23 protein-coding genes and 3 pseudogenes are annotated in these 21700 nt (G+C 35.1%); 9 read left to right on the top strand and 17 right to left on the bottom strand.

All coding sequences use genetic code 11. The features are described from left to right. Positions 1-102: 102 nt before the first annotated feature. Positions 103-1215 (top strand): site-specific integrase, encoded by a 1113-nt coding sequence (locus NST21_RS11610; protein ID WP_340889230.1) that lies wholly within the window; start codon positions 103-105, stop codon positions 1213-1215. Positions 1216-1597: 382 nt separating this feature from the next. Further along, positions 1598-2047, top strand: a pseudogene (locus NST21_RS11605) (IS3 family transposase); the annotation flags it as partial. Between the two features lie 91 nt (positions 2048-2138). Here the strand turns inward: NST21_RS11605 and NST21_RS11600 are convergent. Next, entirely contained in the window at positions 2139-3263 is a 1125-nt protein-coding gene (locus tag NST21_RS11600) for an SPFH domain-containing protein (RefSeq protein WP_340889228.1), read from the bottom strand. 18 nt (positions 3264-3281) lie between these two features. Continuing rightward, complete coding sequence (locus NST21_RS11595; RefSeq protein ID WP_340889226.1) at positions 3282-3878, bottom strand: hypothetical protein; 597 nt, start codon at positions 3876-3878, stop codon at positions 3282-3284. Positions 3879-4975: 1097 nt separating this feature from the next. Between NST21_RS11595 and NST21_RS11590 the strand changes: the two genes are divergently transcribed. Further along, positions 4976-5443, top strand: a complete 468-nt coding sequence (locus NST21_RS11590) for an Arm DNA-binding domain-containing protein (RefSeq protein ID WP_340889225.1) — start codon at positions 4976-4978, stop codon at positions 5441-5443. 146 nt (positions 5444-5589) lie between these two features. On the opposite strand, the gene NST21_RS11585 is transcribed toward NST21_RS11590, so the two are convergent. The 11 genes from NST21_RS11585 to NST21_RS11535 form a co-directional block, all read right to left on the bottom strand. Further along, on the bottom strand, positions 5590-5748 hold the full coding sequence (locus tag NST21_RS11585; protein WP_340889224.1) for a hypothetical protein: 159 nt from the start codon (positions 5746-5748) through the stop codon (positions 5590-5592). 168 nt (positions 5749-5916) lie between these two features. Next, on the bottom strand, positions 5917-6252 hold the full coding sequence (locus tag NST21_RS11580; RefSeq protein ID WP_340889223.1) for a hypothetical protein: 336 nt from the start codon (positions 6250-6252) through the stop codon (positions 5917-5919). Between the two features lie 29 nt (positions 6253-6281). Further along, positions 6282-6716, bottom strand: a complete 435-nt coding sequence (locus tag NST21_RS11575; RefSeq protein WP_387512507.1) for a DUF4279 domain-containing protein — start codon at positions 6714-6716, stop codon at positions 6282-6284. A gap of 136 nt (positions 6717-6852) precedes the next feature. Further along, positions 6853-7116, bottom strand: coding sequence for a CPCC family cysteine-rich protein (locus tag NST21_RS11570; protein WP_340889221.1), 264 nt, complete (start codon positions 7114-7116; stop codon positions 6853-6855). 184 nt (positions 7117-7300) lie between these two features. Beyond that, a complete protein-coding gene (locus tag NST21_RS11565) occupies positions 7301-7456 on the bottom strand; it encodes a hypothetical protein (RefSeq protein ID WP_153246111.1) in 156 nt (51 codons plus the stop codon). 163 nt (positions 7457-7619) lie between these two features. After that, a complete protein-coding gene (locus tag NST21_RS11560) occupies positions 7620-8435 on the bottom strand; it encodes a lipid II flippase Amj family protein (protein ID WP_251543967.1) in 816 nt (271 codons plus the stop codon). A gap of 168 nt (positions 8436-8603) precedes the next feature. Then, positions 8604-9866 (bottom strand): group II intron reverse transcriptase/maturase, encoded by a 1263-nt coding sequence (ltrA, locus tag NST21_RS11555; RefSeq protein WP_053344638.1) that lies wholly within the window; start codon positions 9864-9866, stop codon positions 8604-8606. A gap of 615 nt (positions 9867-10481) precedes the next feature. Further along, positions 10482-11165, bottom strand: coding sequence for a hypothetical protein (locus tag NST21_RS11550; protein ID WP_340889220.1), 684 nt, complete (start codon positions 11163-11165; stop codon positions 10482-10484). Between the two features lie 493 nt (positions 11166-11658). Beyond that, positions 11659-12084 (bottom strand): hypothetical protein, encoded by a 426-nt coding sequence (locus NST21_RS11545; RefSeq protein WP_340889218.1) that lies wholly within the window; start codon positions 12082-12084, stop codon positions 11659-11661. A gap of 239 nt (positions 12085-12323) precedes the next feature. Then, on the bottom strand, positions 12324-13259 hold the full coding sequence (gene spoIIP, locus NST21_RS11540) for a stage II sporulation protein P (RefSeq protein ID WP_340889216.1): 936 nt from the start codon (positions 13257-13259) through the stop codon (positions 12324-12326). Further along, the gene (locus NST21_RS11535) at positions 13249-13788 is read right to left on the bottom strand and encodes an RNA polymerase sigma factor (RefSeq protein WP_340889215.1); all 540 of its coding nucleotides are present in this window, start codon (positions 13786-13788) and stop codon (positions 13249-13251) included. Before NST21_RS11535 ends, spoIIP begins: the two co-directional genes overlap by 11 nt. A gap of 800 nt (positions 13789-14588) precedes the next feature. Here NST21_RS11535 and NST21_RS11530 point away from each other — a divergent pair. The 4 genes and pseudogenes from NST21_RS11530 to NST21_RS11515 all read left to right on the top strand — a co-directional run bounded on the left by NST21_RS11530 (position 14589) and on the right by NST21_RS11515 (position 16240). Further along, the gene (locus tag NST21_RS11530; RefSeq protein ID WP_340892508.1) at positions 14589-15269 is read left to right on the top strand and encodes a YesK family protein; all 681 of its coding nucleotides are present in this window, start codon (positions 14589-14591) and stop codon (positions 15267-15269) included. 27 nt (positions 15270-15296) lie between these two features. Next, positions 15297-15428, top strand: a pseudogene (locus NST21_RS11525) (HIT family protein); the annotation flags it as partial. A gap of 171 nt (positions 15429-15599) precedes the next feature. Further along, on the top strand, positions 15600-15764 hold the full coding sequence (locus NST21_RS11520) for a hypothetical protein (protein WP_283901966.1): 165 nt from the start codon (positions 15600-15602) through the stop codon (positions 15762-15764). A 194-nt stretch (positions 15765-15958) separates the two neighbouring features. Next, positions 15959-16240, top strand: a complete 282-nt coding sequence (locus NST21_RS11515) for a hypothetical protein (protein WP_340889212.1) — start codon at positions 15959-15961, stop codon at positions 16238-16240. A gap of 513 nt (positions 16241-16753) precedes the next feature. Here NST21_RS11515 and NST21_RS11510 read toward each other — a convergent pair. Beyond that, complete coding sequence (locus NST21_RS11510) at positions 16754-16963, bottom strand: DUF3006 domain-containing protein (RefSeq protein WP_340889210.1); 210 nt, start codon at positions 16961-16963, stop codon at positions 16754-16756. 320 nt (positions 16964-17283) lie between these two features. Next, positions 17284-18114: pseudogene (locus NST21_RS11505) on the bottom strand (ComEC/Rec2 family competence protein); the annotation flags it as partial. A gap of 622 nt (positions 18115-18736) precedes the next feature. Here NST21_RS11505 and NST21_RS11500 point away from each other — a divergent pair. Together NST21_RS11500 and NST21_RS11495 are read left to right on the top strand one after the other, a co-directional pair. Then, on the top strand, positions 18737-18934 hold the full coding sequence (locus NST21_RS11500) for a helix-turn-helix domain-containing protein (protein ID WP_340889209.1): 198 nt from the start codon (positions 18737-18739) through the stop codon (positions 18932-18934). 353 nt (positions 18935-19287) lie between these two features. After that, a complete protein-coding gene (locus NST21_RS11495) occupies positions 19288-20421 on the top strand; it encodes a site-specific integrase (protein WP_340889207.1) in 1134 nt (377 codons plus the stop codon). Between the two features lie 175 nt (positions 20422-20596). Here the strand turns inward: NST21_RS11495 and NST21_RS11490 are convergent, their stop codons facing one another. Next, complete coding sequence (locus NST21_RS11490; protein WP_340889205.1) at positions 20597-21376, bottom strand: sulfite exporter TauE/SafE family protein; 780 nt, start codon at positions 21374-21376, stop codon at positions 20597-20599. A 51-nt stretch (positions 21377-21427) separates the two neighbouring features. Further along, entirely contained in the window at positions 21428-21655 is a 228-nt protein-coding gene (locus tag NST21_RS11485) for a sulfurtransferase TusA family protein (RefSeq protein ID WP_053345635.1), read from the bottom strand. Positions 21656-21700: the final 45 nt, after the last annotated feature.

Below are 21700 nucleotides of genomic sequence, written 5' to 3'. Positions count from 1 at the left end.
ACGATTCGTATCGGAAGAAATAAACGAGTCATGGCTCACGAATTTGCAGCTTGGATTGAAAAACAAACAAATAAACAAACTGCTTAAGGAGGAATACACATCATGTCAGTCATCAAGACAGGGAACACTTGGGCTTTTAGAACCGATGTAGGAAAAGATCCTGCCACAGGTAAACGAAAACAAAAATATCAGGGAGGTTTTCGCACGAAAAAAGCAGCAAAACTCGCACAGGCTGAATTTATTACGAAGGTGAAAAATGAAGGCTATTTCACTCCTAAAAACGAGCTAATGGAAGTCTTTATCAATAAATGGCTTCATACTGTGTACAAACATGAAGTAAAGCCAACAACATTTGAACGTGCAGAACGTGTTGTCAAAAATCACATTCTTCCGGCTTTTGCTAAAAGTGAAGTGAGTTCGATTAAAACATATGATGTTCAACAATTTTTATCGAGCAAATCATATGACGGTCTGTCACCTGCCACCGTCAAAATTATTCGAAATATCCTGAGCAAGGCATTTCAAACAGCCATCGATTGGGAATTAGTCAGTAAAAATCCGACAGAACGTGTAAAAGGGCCATCAATTGAGAAAAAAGCAAAAGAAACATGGACAGTAGAAGAAGCAAAAACATTCCTAGAAGCTTGTGATGAGCTTCGGTGGAATGTAGCCTTCTCACTGGCCCTGCATACGGGAATGCGTCGCGGTGAAGTTCTTGCCCTAAAGTGGGACAATATTAACTTTGAAAAACAAACGGTAAAAATAAAAGAATCCCTTGCCTACACAAAGGAACATGGGCTTATCTTCACCACACCGAAAACCTCCAACTCATTCCGCGAAGTTGTTATTCCCACTAGCCTTATCGAGTTATTACAAGAACTGAAAACTGAACAATATGAAATGAAACAGCGGATGGGCACATCTTATCAAAACTTCAACCTTATTGTTTGTACCACTGATGGTAAACCTGTACACCCTCGTAATTTAGTTCGAACCTTCGATCGACTAATCAAGAAAGCGGGAATTAAGAAAATCTCTATTCACGACTTACGACATACAAATGCAACACTACTAATGAAACAAGGTATCAATCCCAAAATCGTCAGTGAACGTCTCGGTCATGCAAATGTCAGTATTACTTTAGATATATACTCCCATACTGATTTAGACATGCAAATTGAAACAGTAGCCAAATTAGAAAGAATGCTAGGTTGAAAACAAAAGGGTTCCGTTTATTAAAAATGACGTGTAAACTGGTACACGTCATTTTTTTCTTCACTATAATAGACAATCACATTAACATAATCCCCAAAAAGTTTAATCAGTTTCCGTACCTCTTTTTGACAAATGCACCCGTTCAGGAAGAAAAATAATCCTTATTAAAGAATCGCGCCCGATTGTGGAATAACTCAATTATTAACAATACCCTAATACTTTTATTATTCAAAGATTCTTCCCTTTCATTATAAAAATACCCCTTTAAATCAGCAGATCCAAAGGGGCAAAGTATTTTATCTTTTCAAAATCAAGCATAAAGTTCCCTAAAATAGAATAAAGCATAAAGTTTCCAAACGAAAATTTTATACTTTACGTCACATCATTTGGCGAAAAACTCTATTTATCGCCTGTTTTAGACTTATTTAATGGAGAAATTATTGCGTACACAATCGGCTCAAGGCCAACCTATTCCCTTGTTTCAGAGATGTTGGTTAAAGCTTTAGAACGCTTACCAGAAGACCACCAACTTCTAATGCATTCAGATCAAGGCGAGCATTATCAAATGAAAACGTACCGTGATGCTTTACAAAAAAGAAGAATTAAGGAAAGTATGTCTCGTAAAGGCAACTGTTATGACAACTCTGTGATGGAGAACTTCTTTGGCATTATGAAATCAGCGTTTCTATATCTCAAAGAGTTTAAGAGTGTGGAACATTTTTAACTAGAACTTGAAAAATATATTGAGTACTATAACAACAAACGTATTAAGGAAAAATATAAAGGCATGAGTCCCGTACAATACCGGACTCATGCCCAACAAGTTGCCTAATGAAATAACCGTGTCTAACTTTTTTGGGTCACTTCATATGACCGGCTTTTGCATGTTATACCACTTATTAATCTGATTTTGTGACGTTTTATTACAGCCCCATGATTTCTTTCTTTTTAGCATCAAACTCTTCCTGTGTTAAAACACCCATATCAACTAGTTCTTTTAGCTTTTTCAATGTTTCGATCTGCTTGTCGAAAGACATTGAAGAACTTGGATTTGAAGAAGGCTGCCCTTGAGGTCCAATATTCTGGGCCATATTCATTCCAAAAAGCATACCTCCGCCAGTCCCAAGTCCATTATCTTGAATACCCTGAGCAATTTTTTGCTGTGCAGCAATATTGGATGCTCTCTGTGAAACATCTTCATAAGCTCTCATATTCATCTTGTTAGAAGAGAACTGGTTAACAAGTTCTCTAGATTCTGGTGAAAATTCTATATTTTCAACTGCAACCTTAACAAGTTCAAAACCGAATCGGTCTTTCCATGTGCCAGCATTATATAAATCTTCAGATATTCTCTTTGAAATTTCAACTGCCTGTGAAGGCAACTGTGAAATCCTATATGTAGTTGAAAGTGAATTCAATGCAACGATAAATGATTGTACAAATTCTGAAAGAACTTGGGCTCTCACTTTTGGATCATCAAATGAATAGCTAATTACGTTAGCTGGCACAAAGTTTTTTATAAACTTCTCAGGATCAACAATTTTAATAGAGAAGCCACCATATGCATAAATTTCGAGGTCGCAACCATAATACAAATCATTATAGACCTGAGGGCCACGTGTTCCAAATTTAATATCACGAATTTCACGTAAATTGACAAATGCTATTCTCTTTTCCGAAGAAGAGATGCCACCGTAACCGATTCTGTCTTTAACCTGTTTAAAGATTGATGCTACTATATCCTCTCCATTAAATACGCTTTCCTCACCATCTTGATATTCATAGACGCCAGGAGTTGTGATTATATTTTCAATTCCGGCTTGGTCAAAAATGAAGGCTACTGTATTTTCAGGAATAAATATTTTCGAGCCGTTTGATATAACATCCATTAAGCCATGTTTATTGACTCCACGCCCGTTGTTATTCATTTTAAGTATTCCTGGTGCTACAGCTGTATGTTCATCAAAATGTCCAGCAGTTATTAGTTCTTTCCACTGATCAGCAAATACTCCTCCTACCGAATCAGAAAGTGCTTTTATAATTCCCATAGTCATCAACCTCTCTCATCATAAAATTTGGTCTGTATCACAATATCTGCAGCGAATGCTTTGACCTTTGGTTCCAGTAAGAGGTGACATACAACCGATACATTTTTTTGTAGCCTTTACCGGTTCATCCGCAGCTTTGATTTTGGATTTAATTCCGAATGTTCCTTTAAAAACATCTATAGTATCTTTAAGCGTTTCTGTTACAATTTCTGCTCCGGGAATTGCAAATTGATTTGCTACTGAATTTCTCGAAGACTCTTTCCCAATTAATACCTTGCTAATTTCATTAACATATTTCACAATTTCTTTTTTGCCTGAGCTTTGAAATTTGAAAGCCACCTGGCCATTTTCAAAATATATCTGAAGATCAGGTATACCATTTGTACTTTTTCCCATAATAGCCTGTGCTTCGCCATTTATGATTTTCACCTGATTGAGTGGGTATTTCTGCACCCTTTTTGTATTTCCAAACATGCCCTTACTAACATGGATAATGTTCATGTTAGTAAGAATAAGTTCATCGGTATATGCGGCCATAAGCCCGCCGCCTTCACAAAGGACACCGGTACTCTGAATAAGAATTGATTCACTTGGCTCTAAATTGTAATTTACCATATTTATCCTCCTAAGCTCTTTTATTGACGTTCAGCCTTTCCTTTAATTCGTTAGGAAAGGCCCATATTCCATCAATTATGGGGGCAGTTTTTTCATTGTGCATAAAGCACAAAACTAATGACATATATTTCGATCACCTACTTTATTATTATATAAACATCATAAACTTACTATTTTCATTTTTATTTAATTTAAGGCGACTGGCACGCAAATTATTCAGAATTGTATTGGTGTCTAGCACTTAAATTATGTAGTTTTCACCTATACCCGTAACTGCAGAAATTTCTCCAATGCTACCATAATCTCGTCTAATCTATGAGAGAAATTACGAAAAAATATAACTCTATTTCTATACCGAATGCTGTTCCAAGAGGCAGTGATGAAAAACCTGTTTTATAATTGTAATCAGTAAAGTATCCGTTATGTATCATGTTAAATTGCTCATTTATTATTTCCTTTATATCGTTTCAAGACTCGCATTCTCTATTTCTTTTTCATCTAATGATCGGATAAACATTAAGTATGTAAACTCAATCACTATAAGAGGCTGTGTAATTCCGCCTGCCCAAATATCCGTCCAAATTTTTTTATTTTATGTTTAATTTCTCCTCTTATCATGTTAGTTCTCCTTATTATGATGTAAGAAATCTAGCTACATAGTTCTATTATACCAAAAAGGAAATAAGCATTTTCTATGTACAAATAATTTCCTCCAAGTATTATTTAAATAAGAAATGATTTCAGAGAAAGGGATATTCTCTCTTGTAGTAATCTTTGAAGTAATCTCTGTAATCTCTGGTATGGTCATATTGTCCCCTTCTAGAGGTGGACATTCTGTGCCTTTATTCGGCAGCCCCTTCCATATATAACCACCCTGTCTACGACCGCATTGATTGTTCTAAACCGCCCGGCCTTATTTCACTATCCCACCTAAATTAAATTTAAATATCTAGTTTACGAAAAAGATGTTTTCCAACAATATGGCCCGATTGTTGAACAAAGATTATACAGCATTCTCCACACCTTGCATGAAAATAACGTTCCATGCCTATACTATTTAACACACCCTACCTCCATCTCAACATGGAGGTTTTTTAATGTCAGTTAAAAAAGTAAGTAAAGTATGGGCCTTTCGCGTTGATGCCGGTATTGATGAGCGAACTGGGAAACGAAAACAAATTTATCGAAGTGGCTTTAAGTCGAAGCGCGAAGCTTTAGAAGAAATGAATAAGCTAAAAAAAGAAATTATGACTGGTGAATACAGCGAGCCTTCGAAAACTTTATTTAAGGATTATATTCAAAGTTGGCTGTACGACACCCATAAATATGAAGTTCAAATTTCTTCTTTTGAAGTCGACGAAACGATGGTTCGTGTTCATTTAATTCCATTCTTCCAATCGACCCCTTTGACTAAGATTACAACGTATGATATCGATCGATTGTACGCTCAAAAATTAAACGATGGCTTAGCAAATGCGACTGTTAAGAAAATACACAATCTATTCGAATGGGAAATTCAAATTCTATTCTTAACCACTTTGCAAATTCTAGACAAGCCCTTCTAACTTCTGGATAGACGCCTTGTTCACATCTTATTCTTAATCCTTGTCGTGGGTAGTCTTCCTTCATATAATCACCTCTAGTCCCTAAAAACGATATTACTCCAATAAGGTCTTCTCACACTAACCTGTCCCTTTAGTTTAATTAGGAATTATGCTTTTTTTATTGCCAAGAAGTAAGTGCTAATGCCCATTATAAATCCTCCAACAATACCGATTAAAGTACCGATTCCAGCCCATTGGGTGGATAAATATATACCTAACATAAACATTACTAATCCAATAAAAAACAAAGTCATCCCTTTTTTCATACTTCTCCTCCAATGACTATTATGAAAATTAATATACAAACTACTTTTTATACCAATTCTCCGACAATAATAAATTATCATTTTTGAACTAAACTGCTCCGATAGTTGCATAAAGGAAGAGCTGCCTTAAAGATAGCCCGGCCTTGAGCTAACGCACCAAGTTTAAAACTAATCACCTATGGCAAATATATGTTTTTTTCGCTGTAACGCTTCTATGCAAAAAAATTTTAATTCTTTAGCAAAACGTCTAACTTTTTGTTCTTTGTCCTCTCCTTTGTATTTATTAATTACGCCATCACATATACCTATTAATTCATTAATCTCTTCTCTATACAATATTGTTTCACCATAAATATTAAGATTTAGAAGTAGACCAAACTCATTTTTAGAGTCCTTTTCCCTGCTTAAAAGATATGAGTGTATTCCCTCTTCAAACTCTACATATGTTTCTTCCTTATATGCTTCTTTATAGGTGTTAGCTAAAATGAAACTGATTCCACACATTTACTTCACCCTTCCTGCCTTGTGCTTTTTTAGTCGTCAAAATCATTTTCATAAGGGTTTGCATACAAATCAAAATCAATTTCAGCTTTAATACTATTTGCAAATTCAATCTGTTCGTTATCAAAATACAAACCCGGTGTATCTCCATTTTCCATAATAATAACAATGATGATTTTACATTCCAGTTTATACTTTGTTTTTAACTGATTTATTATATCTGCTTTATTTTTTAACGGTCCTAAAATCTGGTCCATTTGTTCCTTCACATCATAGGATTCTTGATAGCCCGTACTTAATTCCCAGGCTGTTTCTTTTCGATAAAGAGTTTTCGTTGAAATAACATTTGGATTATGAGGTCTTATGATGACTTCACCCTTTTTATAGGTTTTTGTTGGTTCAATTTCCAACGTTTCGGTCACATAACTTATTGGAAATTCATCTCCATACAAGCTGAAGTAAACCATTACTTGAGTTTTGTCCAATTTCAAATTTCCCCTCCCGTTAGTTGCATAAAGAAAAAGCTATCTTAATGACAACTCCGATCTTCAGCTAAAGCACCCGGTAGTTGAAGATCAAAATAATCAATTACTATATGTACCCTCACTCTAACGGTTTCCAATTTGGGTCCTTTATATCGGACTTATTTGGCTTTCTGACATACTTCAAACTTCTTTCACCTTTAGCCCCAAATTTTTTGAAATTTTGTTGTGCTTCTCTAAAGGAAACATAATTTGCTCCATCCTCATCTGGATGTTCATATTGGTAACCATCATCTTCCCAAAAACAGGTTTCACAAATATCATACGTTCCTGGAGGTTCTTCATCTAATGTTTTATATCCACAGCAAGGACAAGTATATTTCATACAATCACCTCTTAGTTGTTTGTTTTTCTTTTTTATAGTTAAACATAATTCTTCAACTAACCTGCCCCGGTAGTTCCATAATAAAAAAGAGCTGCCAAAGCAACTCTCTTATTGAAGTAAAGCACCCGTTAGTTTAAGTACAATATTTCACAAACTTTCTTTTGGTAAAAGAAAAAGAGGGAATTCACCCCATAATCCATTCATATAAAAAATATCCGCCTGTACCTATTAAAAAGTATTTAAGAAAAATCAAAAGTTTACTTGGCTTATCGTGATTTGCAAGTAACATAACTAATCCAAATAGAACCCCAAATCCAAGTGATTTAAATAAAAGTGTCATTTTAACCGTCCTTAAACAAAAGTTAATGTGATTATAAATTTCAGATAACAGTATTTTTTTAAAAGTAACCTGCCCCTTTAGTTCTATAAGAAAAGGATCTGCTGATCAGCTCCTGGTAATGAAGTAAAGCACCCGTTAGTTTATTAAAAAAATTAGTTAATTATTAGACAATAAATTTAGTAAACCACGCAATATAATCTGCCCCTGGAATAAATAATACTTGAGCTAGTATCGTTCCTAATAAACGAGAAGTAACCATCATAAGAGATACACTCTTGAGATTAAGGTAACTTCCCTTTTGATTTATTACGTCATCCGCAAGAATAGATATTTTAGGGTCAATAAAAATTATAAGTAAAATTGTAGCTATTCCATTTATAAGACCCGATGCCATAATAGCTGTTGTTGCTCTTTCTGGAGCTATTAAAGCAGCATATAACGCTGATAACACTCCAATCGTATAGATTGCAGTTATTACCATATTAATTAAGAACAATCTTATGGGAATATCTTTCAATCTAATATCCTTTAAGTATGAAAACCTTGGTAAATGAATGTGTTTTATCCCACGCTTAATGTATTCGAAAGTTAACCCCTTTTTTATCAAAGATGGAATAGAACCTCTTTCTTCAGCTAAATGAACAATAGCCCTTGAAAAGATTGCAATAAAAGTAGGAAGTAAAAGAATACCTATAATTGTTCCTAATGTTGATGAACCAATAATGACTCTATATTGGTTTTCAACAAACGCTAGTGTATTTACTTTTGGAGCATTATCAACCAGGCTCCCTGTAAATGGTTGCTGCATCATATTCGCTAATCGAGAAATCATAACCATCAAGTTAAATAAGGATAGAGCTGAAGCTAACAATCTTACTCTTGCACCAGATAACCTAACTGCATATGCAAGTGTTTCGATAGAATGGATAATAAATATAAATAGAGATATAAGAATTAATTTTTCTGTTAAGAGTTCCAAAACAAATTACCTACTTTAATATATTTCTTCCCATATTACCACATATATTTCCAGTTTGTGTTATGGAACTATCCTGCCCCGTTAGTTCCATAAATCGAGTAGGAGGAGGCGCCTAGCCTCCGACCTCTCACACCACCGTACATACCGTTCGGTATACGGCGGTTCAGTTTAAGTCTGACGTAGTTTTGTATATCGTTCATATAGATTTACTAACCCATGATGGAGCCAATAAACATTATTAAGGGTTTTGTCTAGAATAGGACTATGCGCTATGCGCCAATAACCCTTTCTGCTATTTCCCCATTCATATGCTTTTCCAAATGGGACGCCTAATCCTTTGAGTTTCTTCACCCTCGTTCTTGGCAATTTCCATTGCTTCCATAGGCACATCCTGAGTCTTCTTCGAATCCATGAATCTAAATTCTTCAATACGTTCGGAGTATCAATGAGGGCGAAATACCCCATCCAACCTCTAAGGTATTGCTTTAACTTATTTATTCGGAGTTTCATGGGTATCGGTAATTTTCTCGAGGTCATTTCCCTGATTCGTTTCTTTACTCTCTTCACCGTTTGTTTAGCCAGTAGAACCTTCGGGTTCTTCTTTGACTTCGTGAAACTAAAACCGAGAAACGTTCTGTTCCAAGGGCGATCATACTTCGACTTCTCGTAGTTGACCTTTAGCTTCAGTTTATTTTCAATGAAGCTTGAGATATTTCCCATTGCACGTTTGGCGGCTTTTCGTGTCTTCACAAAGATAGTACTGTCATCCGCATACCTTACGAATCGAAGATTGCGTTTCTCTAGTTCTTTATCTAAATCGTCTAACATGATATTAGATAATAAAGGACTTAACGGACCTCCTTGCGGAGTTCCCTCCTCACTTTTATGAAAAAGTCCGCCTATCATAATGCCTGCTTGAAGGAATTTACGAATCAGTTTGAGAACTCGTTTATCTTCAATTTTCCGCTCTAACATTCCCATGAGCTTGTCATGATTCACTTTATCGAAGAACTTCTCCAAGTCCATATCCACTACCCATGTATAACCTTCGGTTATATAGGACTTTGCCTTTCGAACCGCCTGGTGCCCTTGTTTGTTAGGGCGAAATCCATAGCTATTCTCCGAAAAGGTTGAGTCATATATCTTAGTCAATATTTGGGCAATGGCTTGTTGAATGAAACGGTCTAGAACGGTTGGAATACCCAATAGCCGAACTCCGCCGTTTGGTTTCGGGATTTCGATACGACGGACGGGCTGCGGTTGATAGGTACCCTGTAAAAGGGCAGTTTTCATGTTGTACCATTCGGTTGCGAGGTGCGGTCTCAGGTTTTGAACCGGCATTCCATCTACACCATGGCTTCCCTTATTTCTTTCTACACGCTTCAATGCCTGTATTAAGTTTTCCCTCTCTAGTATCTGTTCCATTAACATCGTTGATATCCTTTCCCTGCGTGGACGAGATGGTCTATTTGTGCCTTTATCTGCTCCGCCCTTTTGAAGTTCCCCGTGTATTCACCACTTCTTCCTTCAAATAAGTTCCGTTAGGAATTGTTTGCTTCTTCGCAGATAACGAACGCCTAGTATTCATCCTCCTTAATCTGTTCGGTCCTTCCTTATCTTCTCGAGTAGACAAGTACTATGACCTCTGCTGACTTCTGATGATTCAGCTGTCCATCACTGGACAGGTTACCAAGTGTACTTGGCTGTCATCAGACCTCCCCGGGTAAGAGTGCAATCTTTCCCTCCATCTATCTGCTTCATTTACTCTGTACCACCTTCGGCAGTAAGGACTTTGTTTTGTTTCGCAAACTCATCCAATGATACCTAGCCTTATATGAAGTTCGTGTTCCTCAGACCGGAGGTTTGCCGCTTGCTTCCTTCAGATTCCACGTCACCGTGGACACCCTTGCATTAAGCTAACCACTACTACTGCCTTCATGGTTCGGGACTTTCACCCTATAGATTGCACCCATGCCGGGCGCACGAAAAAGCTGCCTTAAAGACAGCTCCGATCTTCAGCTAACGCACCAGTTACCTAAATAAGCATTAATCTTCTTCAAGAATATCTCCATTTACCAAAGTATCGTTTATTTGTGTAATCACTGTTCCTCTTGGTAAGTTAGAAATGAATTTATCTAGGGTGAAATATTTCTCATCGTTTGAAAACAAGTAAAACCCTGCTCCGTCGTGAAAAATAGTGATAAAAGTAGTTTCTCCCTTTGTTTTGAAAATTGGAATCGACCGTTTTCTTTTTCTTCCCCATTCAATAACCTCCCCTAATTCGAACATTAAATTATCGGAAAAGGAAATTGAGTAAAATTCATTTTGAGCTGGTAACCAAAAAGTTTCATTTAATATAAAAGCTAAAGAATTTGAATCTTCTATCTTCGCAGTAAAGCAAGGTGGATGATATTGGTGTTTCCCAAGGAAATCATAATAAGTTCTTTTTTCTTCAAGGTAGTTTAACGTAAAATCAATTTTATTTTCTTTTAAGAAAGTAATATATTCGTCAGTTTGATCCTCATAAACAATGAAGGAAATAAATAGAGGATACTTGTTTTGGAAAAATAAGAAGTCCAGTAAAAAATTTTTATTTTCTTCTACATAATCTTCTCCGTCAGCAGCAATAAAATAGGCAATATCTAGTTCCCCATCTAAGCTTATATAATGTCCCAAATCATCTAAAAACTTCTTTGAAACTCTTTCTTCTTTAATCCATATTTCTGCCATTTTCTACTCCCATTCATTTGATTTATAACTTTATTATTTACTTAATTAATAGTAACATTATTAGTAAACTAACCTGCCCCGTTAGTGCCATAAGAAAAAGGCTGCCTCAGCAACCTGCCTTATTGAAGTAAAGCACCCGTTAGTTGAAGAAGAAATTATTGTTTATATTTACTCATTGTTTGTCCATATTCCACTTATATGGAATTTTCGACCATTTATATAACAGAATAATCAAGAACATTATAAAACAGACCATTATGTTATCTATCCAATTAACCTCTTTGTTAGCAATAAATTGCCAAACGGTTAATACCACAAAATATATTAAGGGGAATCTGATGCTTTGCTTAAACATAATATCATCGCCTTCATTCAGATTTTTTCTGCAAATTTTTGTTATTCAACTAAACTGCCCCGATAGTTCCATAAAGAAAAAGCTGCCTTAAAGACAGCTCTGATATTCAGCTAACACACCTGTTAGTTTAATATTTCTCTATTCTTTATTTCTGATCATTAAGTTTGAAATAGAAGATAATGTTTCACCGTCTTTCCCTTCCAAAACGCCCCCTACTTGCTTTCCATCTTGCACGACTGCGGAGCCAGTTTCGTTGAACCACACCTTATATTTTTGCCCTTCCTTGTTATCCTGGTCTATAAACCAAAATACAGCATCTTCTTTGCTATCTTTATTAACTAATGCTGTTTTATCCCATTTTACATCTGCCGTAATGTTTTCAATTTTTTTCACATAATCTTTCTCTGATATACCTTTTCTATCACTTAATACACCGTTATTCTGTACCATTTGATAGCCAACAACTTTTGCTTCAGGAGAACCCGAAGTTTTAGAGGAACTTGAACATCCCCCTAACGCCACAATGATGACAACCAAACTTAAACTCCATAATAATTTCCTCACACTCAAACCTCTTTTTCTCCAATTGTACCATTTATAAGCAATATAGGATGAGGAATTACAATCTTTTATCAACTCTATTTTACTACTTCTTATGCAACTATCCTGCCCCGTTAGTTGCATAAGAAAAGGAGCTACTGATCAGCTCCTGTTAATGAAGTAAAGCACCCGATGGTTCTATGGACTTATTATAGAATTGAAATGATGATATTTTTAGATATAGTGTTATTTCTATGCTTATATTAATCAAGTTCAACTAGTAGCTCATCTATAACTTCTGCTATTAATTCAACGCTCCTATTTTCTTCTTCAATTGTATTTTCTACCCCTCCAATTTGAAGAAGGAGTGAGTTCGCAAATAAGTCTTGATTATAAAAGTTTTGATTATTAGGATTTTTTGTTCGTGATTTTTCTTTCATTAAGACTCCCCTAGAAAGTCCAGGATACTTCTTTTCTAATTTTTGATGAAAGAGATTTGCAATTTTTCGGTTTTCTTTAAAATTAGGACTGTTTTCCGAGACAACAAATGACACACTGGCTACATCTTTTCCATCTATTCTAATGGTTGTAGCATCTTTTAGTTGAGAATCTCTGTGAATATCTATAATTAATTTTAAATTCTTATTTTTATCAAGAACAGTTTGGACTTCTTTCCCTGAAATATCGTATATTTTTGAGTAATCTAAATCACGGTTACGAAGTATTTTGTGAAAATCCGTGGTGCTGTGCAATACATTAATATTTTTTTTCTTTAATTCACTAGTTAGTTCTGCACCTACCATCGTAATATTTTTATTCTCATCGTATGCTTGATCTATGTTTTTATTTTCAAGAAACGGCGTAAAGGATTCCGTGGTATGGGTGTGGTAAATAAATACAGAAGGATTTTTATTTGAAGCAGTTATGCTTTCCTCATTGTTTTTAGGAATGGCAGACATTACATTATGATAAGACTTTAAAATGTACTGATTTCCTCCAAAAAGGGAAATCCAAGCTGTAATTGCCACTGTAGCAATAACTACAGACCAATAATAAGAAAGTTTCTTTATTTTACTTACTTTGTTTATACGATTAGCTTTTTTAATTAATAGGTGTCTTGTATCATTCACAAATTCCGTTCTTGGATTTAAATCTGGTGAATGTTTAATCTCTTCAAAAATTTTATTATCATTTTGCATTCTCGAAAACCTCCTCTATGGAAACATTAAGGTTCTTTCTTAATACTTTTAGGGCTCTATGGTAATCGACTTTGACTTTTGATTCATTACATTCCAATATTGCTGCGGTTTCCTTAATGGAAAATTCATTTATTCCCCTTAGAATGATGATGCTTCTATACATAGGTTTTAATGACTGTATAGCCTGTTGCAATATTTTTGTACGTTCATTATCTTGTAGTATCTCATCAGGAATTTTTCGATTTGAAACAAGTTGTTTAAAAAAGCTATCTTTAAATACAGAATAAAATCTTTTTTTTCTGTGGTGATCAATTGCTACGTGTTTTGCGATGGAAAGAACCCACGTTTTTAATGTACATTGCTTGTTAAATTTAGATTGAGATATTAGTAACCGTATAAAAACATCTTGGGTTAAGTCTTCAGCATCGTTTTGGTTTCCCGTAAAACAAATTAAGAACTTATAAACATCTCGATAATACTTGTTATATATTATCTCGATGCTCTCGTCTAAATTATCTTTATCAAGCAAAAATACCCCTCCTTTTTTTATGTTCAATTATTAATCGAATAAGAATCCAAAAAGTTACAATTATTCAAAATAAAAAAATATTATTTTTTAGAATTTTTAGGAATTAGTTATTATAAATGTATACCGCGTTGAATTAATTCGGGAAAATAAATTTACTAGTAACAAACCATTCCATACCCTTAATGAGCTAACCAGCCCCTTTAGTTCCGTAAGAAAAAGGTTGCCGTAGCATCCTCCCTTATCAACATTAATGTTTAAAAAAGAAAAATTTAACATAACTAGGTTAATTTGTTATAGTTTAAAGTAATTTATTAATTATATAAAGTTATGTATCTAAAAGAATGTTGCTATTGGAAAACATAATAAATCATCCCTAAAGTAAATTTTTGGAGAAATCAATTAATATGAGGAGGTTCGTTCATTATTGGTGAATCATTATCATTAGCATTAGATTTTTTATTCGTTGCATTATTGTCATTACATAACAATACAAAACATACGGATAAACACATTGAAAAGTTAAAAGAATACGAATGGTTTACTACTTTGTATTACAACCCAAAATATACGAGGCTTTTTAACCACAACAAACTAATTCGTGGCTATTTAGGACATCGATTTTCAATCAATAGGATGATTAAGAAAAAGAAAGCAAGTGAAACACTTATTATCTTGCTTGATAAACAGGCAAAAAAACAAAACGTGTGATTGTAAATTCCCGTCTCTATCGCACACAACATTCCTTAAGAAATTTGACCGGGTTCCTTAACAACCATTTATACGAACATATCCTTATATAAATAACAAATAAGGGAGAGATTGATATTTTTTTATACTTTTATGAAGCAGGCATCATATTAGGTATTGTGATGTGTGGACTCAACTATTTATTTATGAGAAAGATAGAGGACAGGACTCAACTCTTACTTCTATTCTCTCTAAGCATATTGATTTTTGTGTTTTCAATTTCTGTGATTGGTGGATTCGAGGGGATGCCGTATGGTGTATTGAGCCTTGGTGTATTGACACTGGCGGTTCTATACTTTTTCTTAAATAGATTTGATATAGGAAAGAAAATACTCTTTATTGGGTTTCCGCTAATCTTCGCTGTTCATATATTCATCGGATTCATCAATCAAGTTGACTATCAAGTAGTGGATAAAGAAAGACTGATGGATGTTGAAACTAAACAGTATATTGGAAAAATCGAAAAAGATACATCGGTTGTCGGTTACAAAAAGTTTAAAGATGGTGAAGGGGACTTTTTATTAATATCAATGGGCGGTAAAAAAAAGGGAAATACCATTGAAGTGTTGGAAGTGAAAGAAGATTATGATAAGACTATCATCCGCATTCGGACATCTTATAATAAAAACCCTGAGCCAAATCCGTATATAGCTGTAGCACTTACTCGTATAAAATCAAAGGTAGTCATTTTGGATACTGATGGAACAAATTATGGAGATGGTTTATTGGATTAAACCTTCATAATTTTTTCTACTTGAAAGGTTCCTAGATATGAATGGATGTACGATTTTGGACGTTCGGTGGAATCTGTTAGACCAGTTTTACTCCACGCAAGAGGCAAATTAAATAATGATGAAAATATAAAAAGCGTAATTGATGGGATTAAGAACTAAACACACAACTACCCTTTCCTTGTACCGCTAATAGATGCTTTACTTCAGTAACAGTGGTTGCTGTGGTAGTCTTTTCCTTATGGAACTAAATGGGCAGGATAGTTCATTAAGAGTAATAATTTAAATGGAGAATTTTTACTTGCTTTCGTTAATTAATAGGAGGTTTTTCCTTTGAAGAAAACAAATATTTCTTTGGTTACATTGGCCGTAATCATTACAGTTTTAAATCACTTTGTTTCTCCAATTTTCTTCGATGTAGGACCTGATAGTTCAGGGACTGGATTATCAATACTTTTATTGGCTATTGCACTATTAAATCATCTTAGGGAAAAATAATAATTGTACTAATAGGTGCTTGAAATAAAACTCTTTACTGTTATTAAGCTGTTTTCTTTTACACTAACAGGTGCGTTAGCTGAAGGTCGGATCTGTCTTTAAGGCAGCTTTTTCTTATGGAACTAACGGGACAGGTTAGCATAATAAGAATATATCAATAAACGGTAGATAAACTTGGAAAGCAGGTGTTTCCAATGGAGAATGTTAAATGGATAAATGGAAGTTATAAAGAAGATAATCGTATTTTTGATTCAGAAATTCAAGCCGAAGAATGGGTGGATGCCTTATATCCAGATTTTGTTCCGTATTTATTTAATAAGATTAATGTTGGATATGCTACACCTGACGAGAAGGTATTCAAATACTTAGCAAATTACTTACCAGAATGGGCTCGTTATAATAATGTGAATGTTAGTATCAATACAGAGAAAATAACTAAAGATGGTCAAGTTATTTTTAAGATTTGTACACAGTAGAAGATATGAACAATGCAAGATTGTGAAGAAATGTACTTAAACTAACGGGTGCTTTAGCTTAGGATCAGAGCTGTCTTTAAGGCAGCTCTTTCTTTATGCAACTAATGGGGCAGTTTAGTTTAACAAGAATTATCCTGAAAATATGGTGGTGTATAATAAATTTTAGTTGAGGGGGAGATTGGTATAAATAAAAAGCTAAGTTTAAGCATTTTAGTAAGTATCATTATTCTAATTGGGGTTTTGAGTTCTATAGATAATTTAAATGTTTCAAGAATCCTTGTGATAGTAGGAATTGTTAACTTATTTTTTACTTTAATGGTATTAACCAAAAATAAAAATTAACCGTTATAAAATGTATTACTTTAACAAGATATGTTTTTCTTATTGAGCTAAAAGGTGCGTTAGTTGATTAAGAAAAATAAAGAGGACCATAATAAAAAGTGGTCTCTTTTATTTGTCCATAAAAAAACTTCTATTCAATGAATAGAAGTTTTTTAGATTTAATAATTAATTTTATTCGAATACATCATCCATCAGTATTTCAATTTCTTTTCGCCGTTTTTCCGTTTCATCTTTCAAAACAGAAACGTGATTATCCTTGATTACAACTACATCACCAGCGGTAGCTTCTTTTGGAAAAATTGCTTTGTCAAAGTCTATCGTTTTATTGCCTATTTCAACAACTACAAAATTCCCTTCGAAGCGATCGATGATTCCCTTCATACACAATCACTTCCTTATTGTGGAGTAAAAGATGTTTGTGCTTTGTATGGTTTGCTTTTGTAACTAGCGGATACATCTACAACCACTTTGTATCCTTTTGCTGCACGGCCAATTTTCACCGGTAAAGGCTTACCAATAGTACCAGTATAGGTAGTGTCCGTGCTCTTATAATGGAATACTGCTTTATAAGAACCGCTTGGAATTCCCTTTACAGTTAAATTCACCGTGCTGTATTGCTTAGGCTTAGTATTATCCAAAGTGGCCGTAAGTTTGTAAGCACTATTTACAGGTGGCTTCGGAGTTGGAGTACTTCCAGTTGCCGGTTTTGTATTAAATGTAACGGTCTTGCCATCTGTAGAAGCAATAATGTGACCTTGCTGATCCGTTCTAAAGATCTTTACATTAGCTGCTTTTAATCGATTCAAAGTTTCGGTAGTAGGATGTTTGTAGCTGTTCCCTTTACCAACCGAGATAACTGCATACGCAGGTTTTACAGATTTAAGGAAAGCAGCACTGGTGGAAGTTTTGGCTCCGTGGTGGCCGACTTTCAAAACATCAGATTTCAACGTTTGTTTGGAACTAATCATATCATTTTCTGATTTAGTTTCTGCATCTCCGGTAAACAAGAATGATTTACTGCCATATACGATTCGTAAAACGGCACTCCAGTCGTTCAAATCTGTACCATATGATTTAACAGGAGCAACGAATGTAGCACTTACTCCTTTTAAAGGAATTTTAAGGCCTTTTGTTGTAGGTGTAATCTTAACGCCTTCTTTTTTTACAGCGGATAGAAATTCTTGATACGCTTGTGTTGTATGACTTACTTTTGGAGCATAAACGGATTTTACTTTAAAAGCTTTTAACACGTCGTCTAAGCCACCAATATGATCTACATCCGGATGGGTGGAAATCATTACTTCTATATCTTTAACGCCTTGCTTTTTAAGATAAGAAACTACATCACTACCATCTTTATTGCCTCCATCAATGATAATGTCATCACCGTTAGCTGTTTTAATATATATTGAATCCCCTTGGCCAACGTCAATATAGTGCACCATCATTTTTTTGGTTGCCGCTTGTGTGTGGGCCCCTCCAAATAGAGTAACCATTAAAATTAAACTTAATAATACTTTGATCTTTTTCAACATTCTTACCTCCATAAATTTAATTTAACACGTTTTTTTGCAAAGGACGAAATGTCTTGTAACACATTTATTTCGTTTTGATCCCATTCCTTCTACAATGATAGATTTCTTTCTTAATGCACTTCATTATTATAACGGGTCAATCTATGAAATTGAGAAATTATTCTAAAAATATTTATTAAACACCTAAATTAAAAAAAGATGTCATAATGACATCTTTTTTAACTGGGCTTCAATTTGTTTTTTAACTCTTCTGGATTCTCTACTCCAAAAGCAATTAATTTGTATCGGAATTTCCCTATCTTATAATCTTCTAATTCTAAAACGATTATATTTTCCGATTTTTCCATTCAGAAAAAGTAATATTCGCCATTCTTTCTAAACTGACCTTCTTGAATATCTCCAACCTTAACTCCTGCCATCTTTCACAGAAAAGTAGGGTCTGGTAATTTGGTGTCTAAGTTCTTTATATGAGAATAAGGAAGTTGGTTTTTAAAATTTTTTTTATTTTTTGGACAAACCCTTGAAAACAGCAAAATTAAAAAAATATAATGTGACCGAATTAAATAAGTTAATTCAAATTAATCACTATTAAAAATAAAACTAAAAGGAGAAATAAAGTATGACTAAAAACATCGAAGATTATCCAATGATCCTAACAGCTGTGCACTTATCTGAAATTTTGATGGTGTCTAAGCCAACTGCTTATGAGTTAATGGAACAAAAATCATTTCCACTTATTAAATTAGGTCGTAGCAAACGCGTGCTCCGTGATGAGTTTTTTGACTGGCTGACGCAGCAACAAGTGAGCAGTTTATAAAACCGTAAGTACGTAGGTCATATCACCAGGCCACTTACTTTCCTTTCTTTACACATAATTATTTATCAAAAATATACGGAGGTTAGCATACTGAGAGGTAGCACACAAAAGAGAGGAAACTCTTGGACATATAGTAGATTTTGAAAGTGATCCCCTAACAGGTAACGCAGACAAAAAATAAAAACCGAATTCAAACGCGAGATGTTGCACAAGAAGGACTTTTCAAGTTGCTCACTTAAAACTTGAGGAAAAGAGCGGCTTATAGAACCGAAAGTAAGTGGTCAAACTGATACTAGACCACTTGCTTTCCATTGTTCTAACACGAACTATAATAGGATATGGGGGCAAGCAAAATGAAAGGCACTGTTAAAGAAAGAGGAAATACTTGGTCATATATTGTGGATATAGGCCGCGACCCTATTACGGGTAAACGAAGGCAAAAAACAAAGGGCGGGTTCTCTCGTAAAAAAGATGCACAAGCTGCTCTTCGAAAGATTCAGTCTGAACTGGATGAAGATCGATTTGTGGAACCGAGCAAGGAATCCTTTTCATCCTATATGGAATTTTGGTTTACGTCCCATTATCAAAAAAGGATTAAAGAAACAACGGCCTCAAGCAGAAAGTATTTGATGGATAAGCACTTAATACGGGAAAATCCTTTTGCCAACAAAATGCTTTCAAAAATTACGACCGAAGATATTGATGCTTTTTATAACCTCAAATTAGATGAGGAGTATAGTACGAGTACCATTCGAAAATTACACCAGTTGTTAAATCAGGCATTCGGTCAAGCTGTAAAGTGGAAAAGGATTAGTTTCAATCCAGTGATCAATGCTGATCCACCCTCGGTTAAAAAAGAAGAAATGAAGATATGGTCTTTTGATGAGATTGGTTCGTTCCTTAATCAATGCAAGGGGGAACGACATTATCTTACGTTCTTACTCGCCATTTATACGGGTATGAGGAAAGGCGAGCTTCTTGGGCTACAATGGAGCGATATTGACTTTGGAAAAAAAATCATCCGGATACAACGGTCCCTTTCTCACATCCCGAATAATGGGTATCGTTTATCTACGCTGAAAACGAAAAAATCCAAACGGCAAGTTCCGATTCCTGATTTCCTGGTCAAGGCATTAAAAGCTCATAGGGAACGTCAAGAAACACAGAGAAAAAGACTTGGGGAACAGTATCAAGACCAAGACTTAGTCATTTGTACGGAGACCGGCACCTTTCAAGATCCACGGAACGTGTTACGTGTAATGAAGCGTGTCAGTGAAGCGGCTAACGTAACACCCATTCGGTTTCACGATATTCGGCACACCCACGCTTCCATCTTGATTTCTGAAGGGGTAGATATCGTCAAAGTACAAACTCGTTTAGGACATTCGAAACCTAGCATCACGTTAGAGCATTACGCCCATATGATGCCCAACCAAGATGATGAAGTGGCTGATATTTTCCACAACGCCCTTCAGAACTCTCGTTAGCAAAATGTGAGCAAATCACTATAGTTGATCTAAACGCATCCAGTAAGACAAAATAAAAAAGGCCCAAATCCCTGTTATATCAAGGATTTGAGCCTTTGGTAATTGATGACCTGTGAGGGATTCGAACCCACGACCCCTTCCCTGTCAAGGTAAGGGTCCAATATCCCCAAAAATCTTATGACAAAATCCCCATCCAAATTTTCACAGCCGTTGCCAAAATTAATAAAGCTAAGATGACTTGAAGTATTTTTGTATTCATTTTTTTACCAGACATCGCTCCTAGTGGAGACGCTATTAAGCTTGCTATAACCATGATCAAGGCAGGATAGAAGTCAACTTGCCCTGTTGAGATTTTCCCTACCGTTGCACCAATCGATGAAATGAATGTAATCGCTAAGGAAGAGGCGATTGTTACCCTAGTTGGGATTTTCAAGACGACTAGCATAATAGGAACTAATAAGAATCCACCGGCTGCACCGACAATCCCTGAACCCAAACCGACAATTAAGGCTAAAATTGCTGCAAGCCATTTGTTAAAGGCTATTTGATCCAAAGGAACGTCATCTATTCCTTTTTTAGGAATAAACATCATGACAGCTGCTATTAGAGCAAGTAGGCCATACACGATATTTATCCCATCTTCAGACATGGATTGCGACCCAAAACTCCCAATGACACTACCTATTAGTACACTAACACCCATATAGATGATGAGCGTCTTATTTAAATAGCCACCTTTACGATAAGCCCAGACACCACCTATGGATGCAAATAATACTTGTACTGCACTTATTCCTGAGACTTCATGAGCACTAAAAGCCGCTAAACCGAAAAGTGGTGGTATATACAAAAGCATTGGGTATTTAATGATGGATCCGCCTATACCTAGCATTCCTGAAATGTATGAACCTATAAATCCTATCAAAAAGATGGTTATGATAAAAGTAATATCCATTTTTATTGCCTCCTTGAAAAGAAGGGAACCAATAGGGTTCCCTTATCATTATCAGCCTTTTCTAATCCAAAATTTTAGAACTTCATTTTCTTCTGCAGTTTCTACTAGCTCATGGCCACCAGATTTTGACCAAGCAGCTAAATCTGCTTTAGCGCCTTTATCTGTCACATGTATTTCTAACACTTGACCAGATTGTAAATCATTCATAGCCTTCTTTGTTCTAACAATCGGCATCGGACAAGCAAGTCCCTTAGCATCTAACATTTTATCTGAATTCATCATACATCTCTCCTGTTTTCGTAGTATTTATAATCTTTTTTTATG

This window comes from Peribacillus sp. FSL K6-1552 (genome assembly GCF_038005205.1).
Taxonomy (GTDB): domain Bacteria; phylum Bacillota; class Bacilli; order Bacillales; family DSM-1321; genus Peribacillus; species Peribacillus butanolivorans.
Note: the sequence above shows the minus strand (reverse complement) of the source record. Positions and strands in the feature narration are given on the sequence as shown.

Excerpts from the sequence above, each read along its gene's own strand:
- NST21_RS11510 (WP_340889210.1), bottom strand. The coding sequence starts at position 16,963 with ATGAAGGGAATCATCGATCGCTTCGAAGGGAATTTTGTAGTTGTTGAA.
- NST21_RS11500 (WP_340889209.1), top strand. The coding sequence starts at position 18,737 with ATGACTAAAAACATCGAAGATTATCCAATGATCCTAACAGCTGTGCAC.
- NST21_RS11610 (WP_340889230.1), top strand. The coding sequence starts at position 103 with ATGTCAGTCATCAAGACAGGGAACACTTGGGCTTTTAGAACCGATGTA.
- NST21_RS11600 (WP_340889228.1), bottom strand. The coding sequence starts at position 3,263 with ATGGGAATTATAAAAGCACTTTCTGATTCGGTAGGAGGAGTATTTGCT.
- NST21_RS11575 (WP_387512507.1), bottom strand. The coding sequence starts at position 6,716 with ATGGTTTACTTCAGCTTGTATGGAGATGAATTTCCAATAAGTTATGTG.
- NST21_RS11590 (WP_340889225.1), top strand. The coding sequence starts at position 4,976 with ATGTCAGTTAAAAAAGTAAGTAAAGTATGGGCCTTTCGCGTTGATGCC.
- NST21_RS11495 (WP_340889207.1), top strand. The coding sequence starts at position 19,288 with ATGAAAGGCACTGTTAAAGAAAGAGGAAATACTTGGTCATATATTGTG.
- NST21_RS11485 (WP_053345635.1), bottom strand. The coding sequence starts at position 21,655 with ATGAATTCAGATAAAATGTTAGATGCTAAGGGACTTGCTTGTCCGATG.
- NST21_RS11585 (WP_340889224.1), bottom strand. The coding sequence starts at position 5,748 with ATGAAAAAAGGGATGACTTTGTTTTTTATTGGATTAGTAATGTTTATG.
- NST21_RS11570 (WP_340889221.1), bottom strand. The coding sequence starts at position 7,116 with ATGAAATATACTTGTCCTTGCTGTGGATATAAAACATTAGATGAAGAA.
- NST21_RS11515 (WP_340889212.1), top strand. The coding sequence starts at position 15,959 with ATGGAGAATGTTAAATGGATAAATGGAAGTTATAAAGAAGATAATCGT.
- NST21_RS11550 (WP_340889220.1), bottom strand. The coding sequence starts at position 11,165 with ATGGCAGAAATATGGATTAAAGAAGAAAGAGTTTCAAAGAAGTTTTTA.
- NST21_RS11595 (WP_340889226.1), bottom strand. The coding sequence starts at position 3,878 with ATGGTAAATTACAATTTAGAGCCAAGTGAATCAATTCTTATTCAGAGT.
- spoIIP (WP_340889216.1), bottom strand. The coding sequence starts at position 13,259 with ATGCAAAATGATAATAAAATTTTTGAAGAGATTAAACATTCACCAGAT.
- NST21_RS11490 (WP_340889205.1), bottom strand. The coding sequence starts at position 21,376 with ATGGATATTACTTTTATCATAACCATCTTTTTGATAGGATTTATAGGT.
- NST21_RS11580 (WP_340889223.1), bottom strand. The coding sequence starts at position 6,252 with ATGTGTGGAATCAGTTTCATTTTAGCTAACACCTATAAAGAAGCATAT.
- ltrA (WP_053344638.1), bottom strand. The coding sequence starts at position 9,866 with ATGTTAATGGAACAGATACTAGAGAGGGAAAACTTAATACAGGCATTG.
- NST21_RS11565 (WP_153246111.1), bottom strand. The coding sequence starts at position 7,456 with ATGACACTTTTATTTAAATCACTTGGATTTGGGGTTCTATTTGGATTA.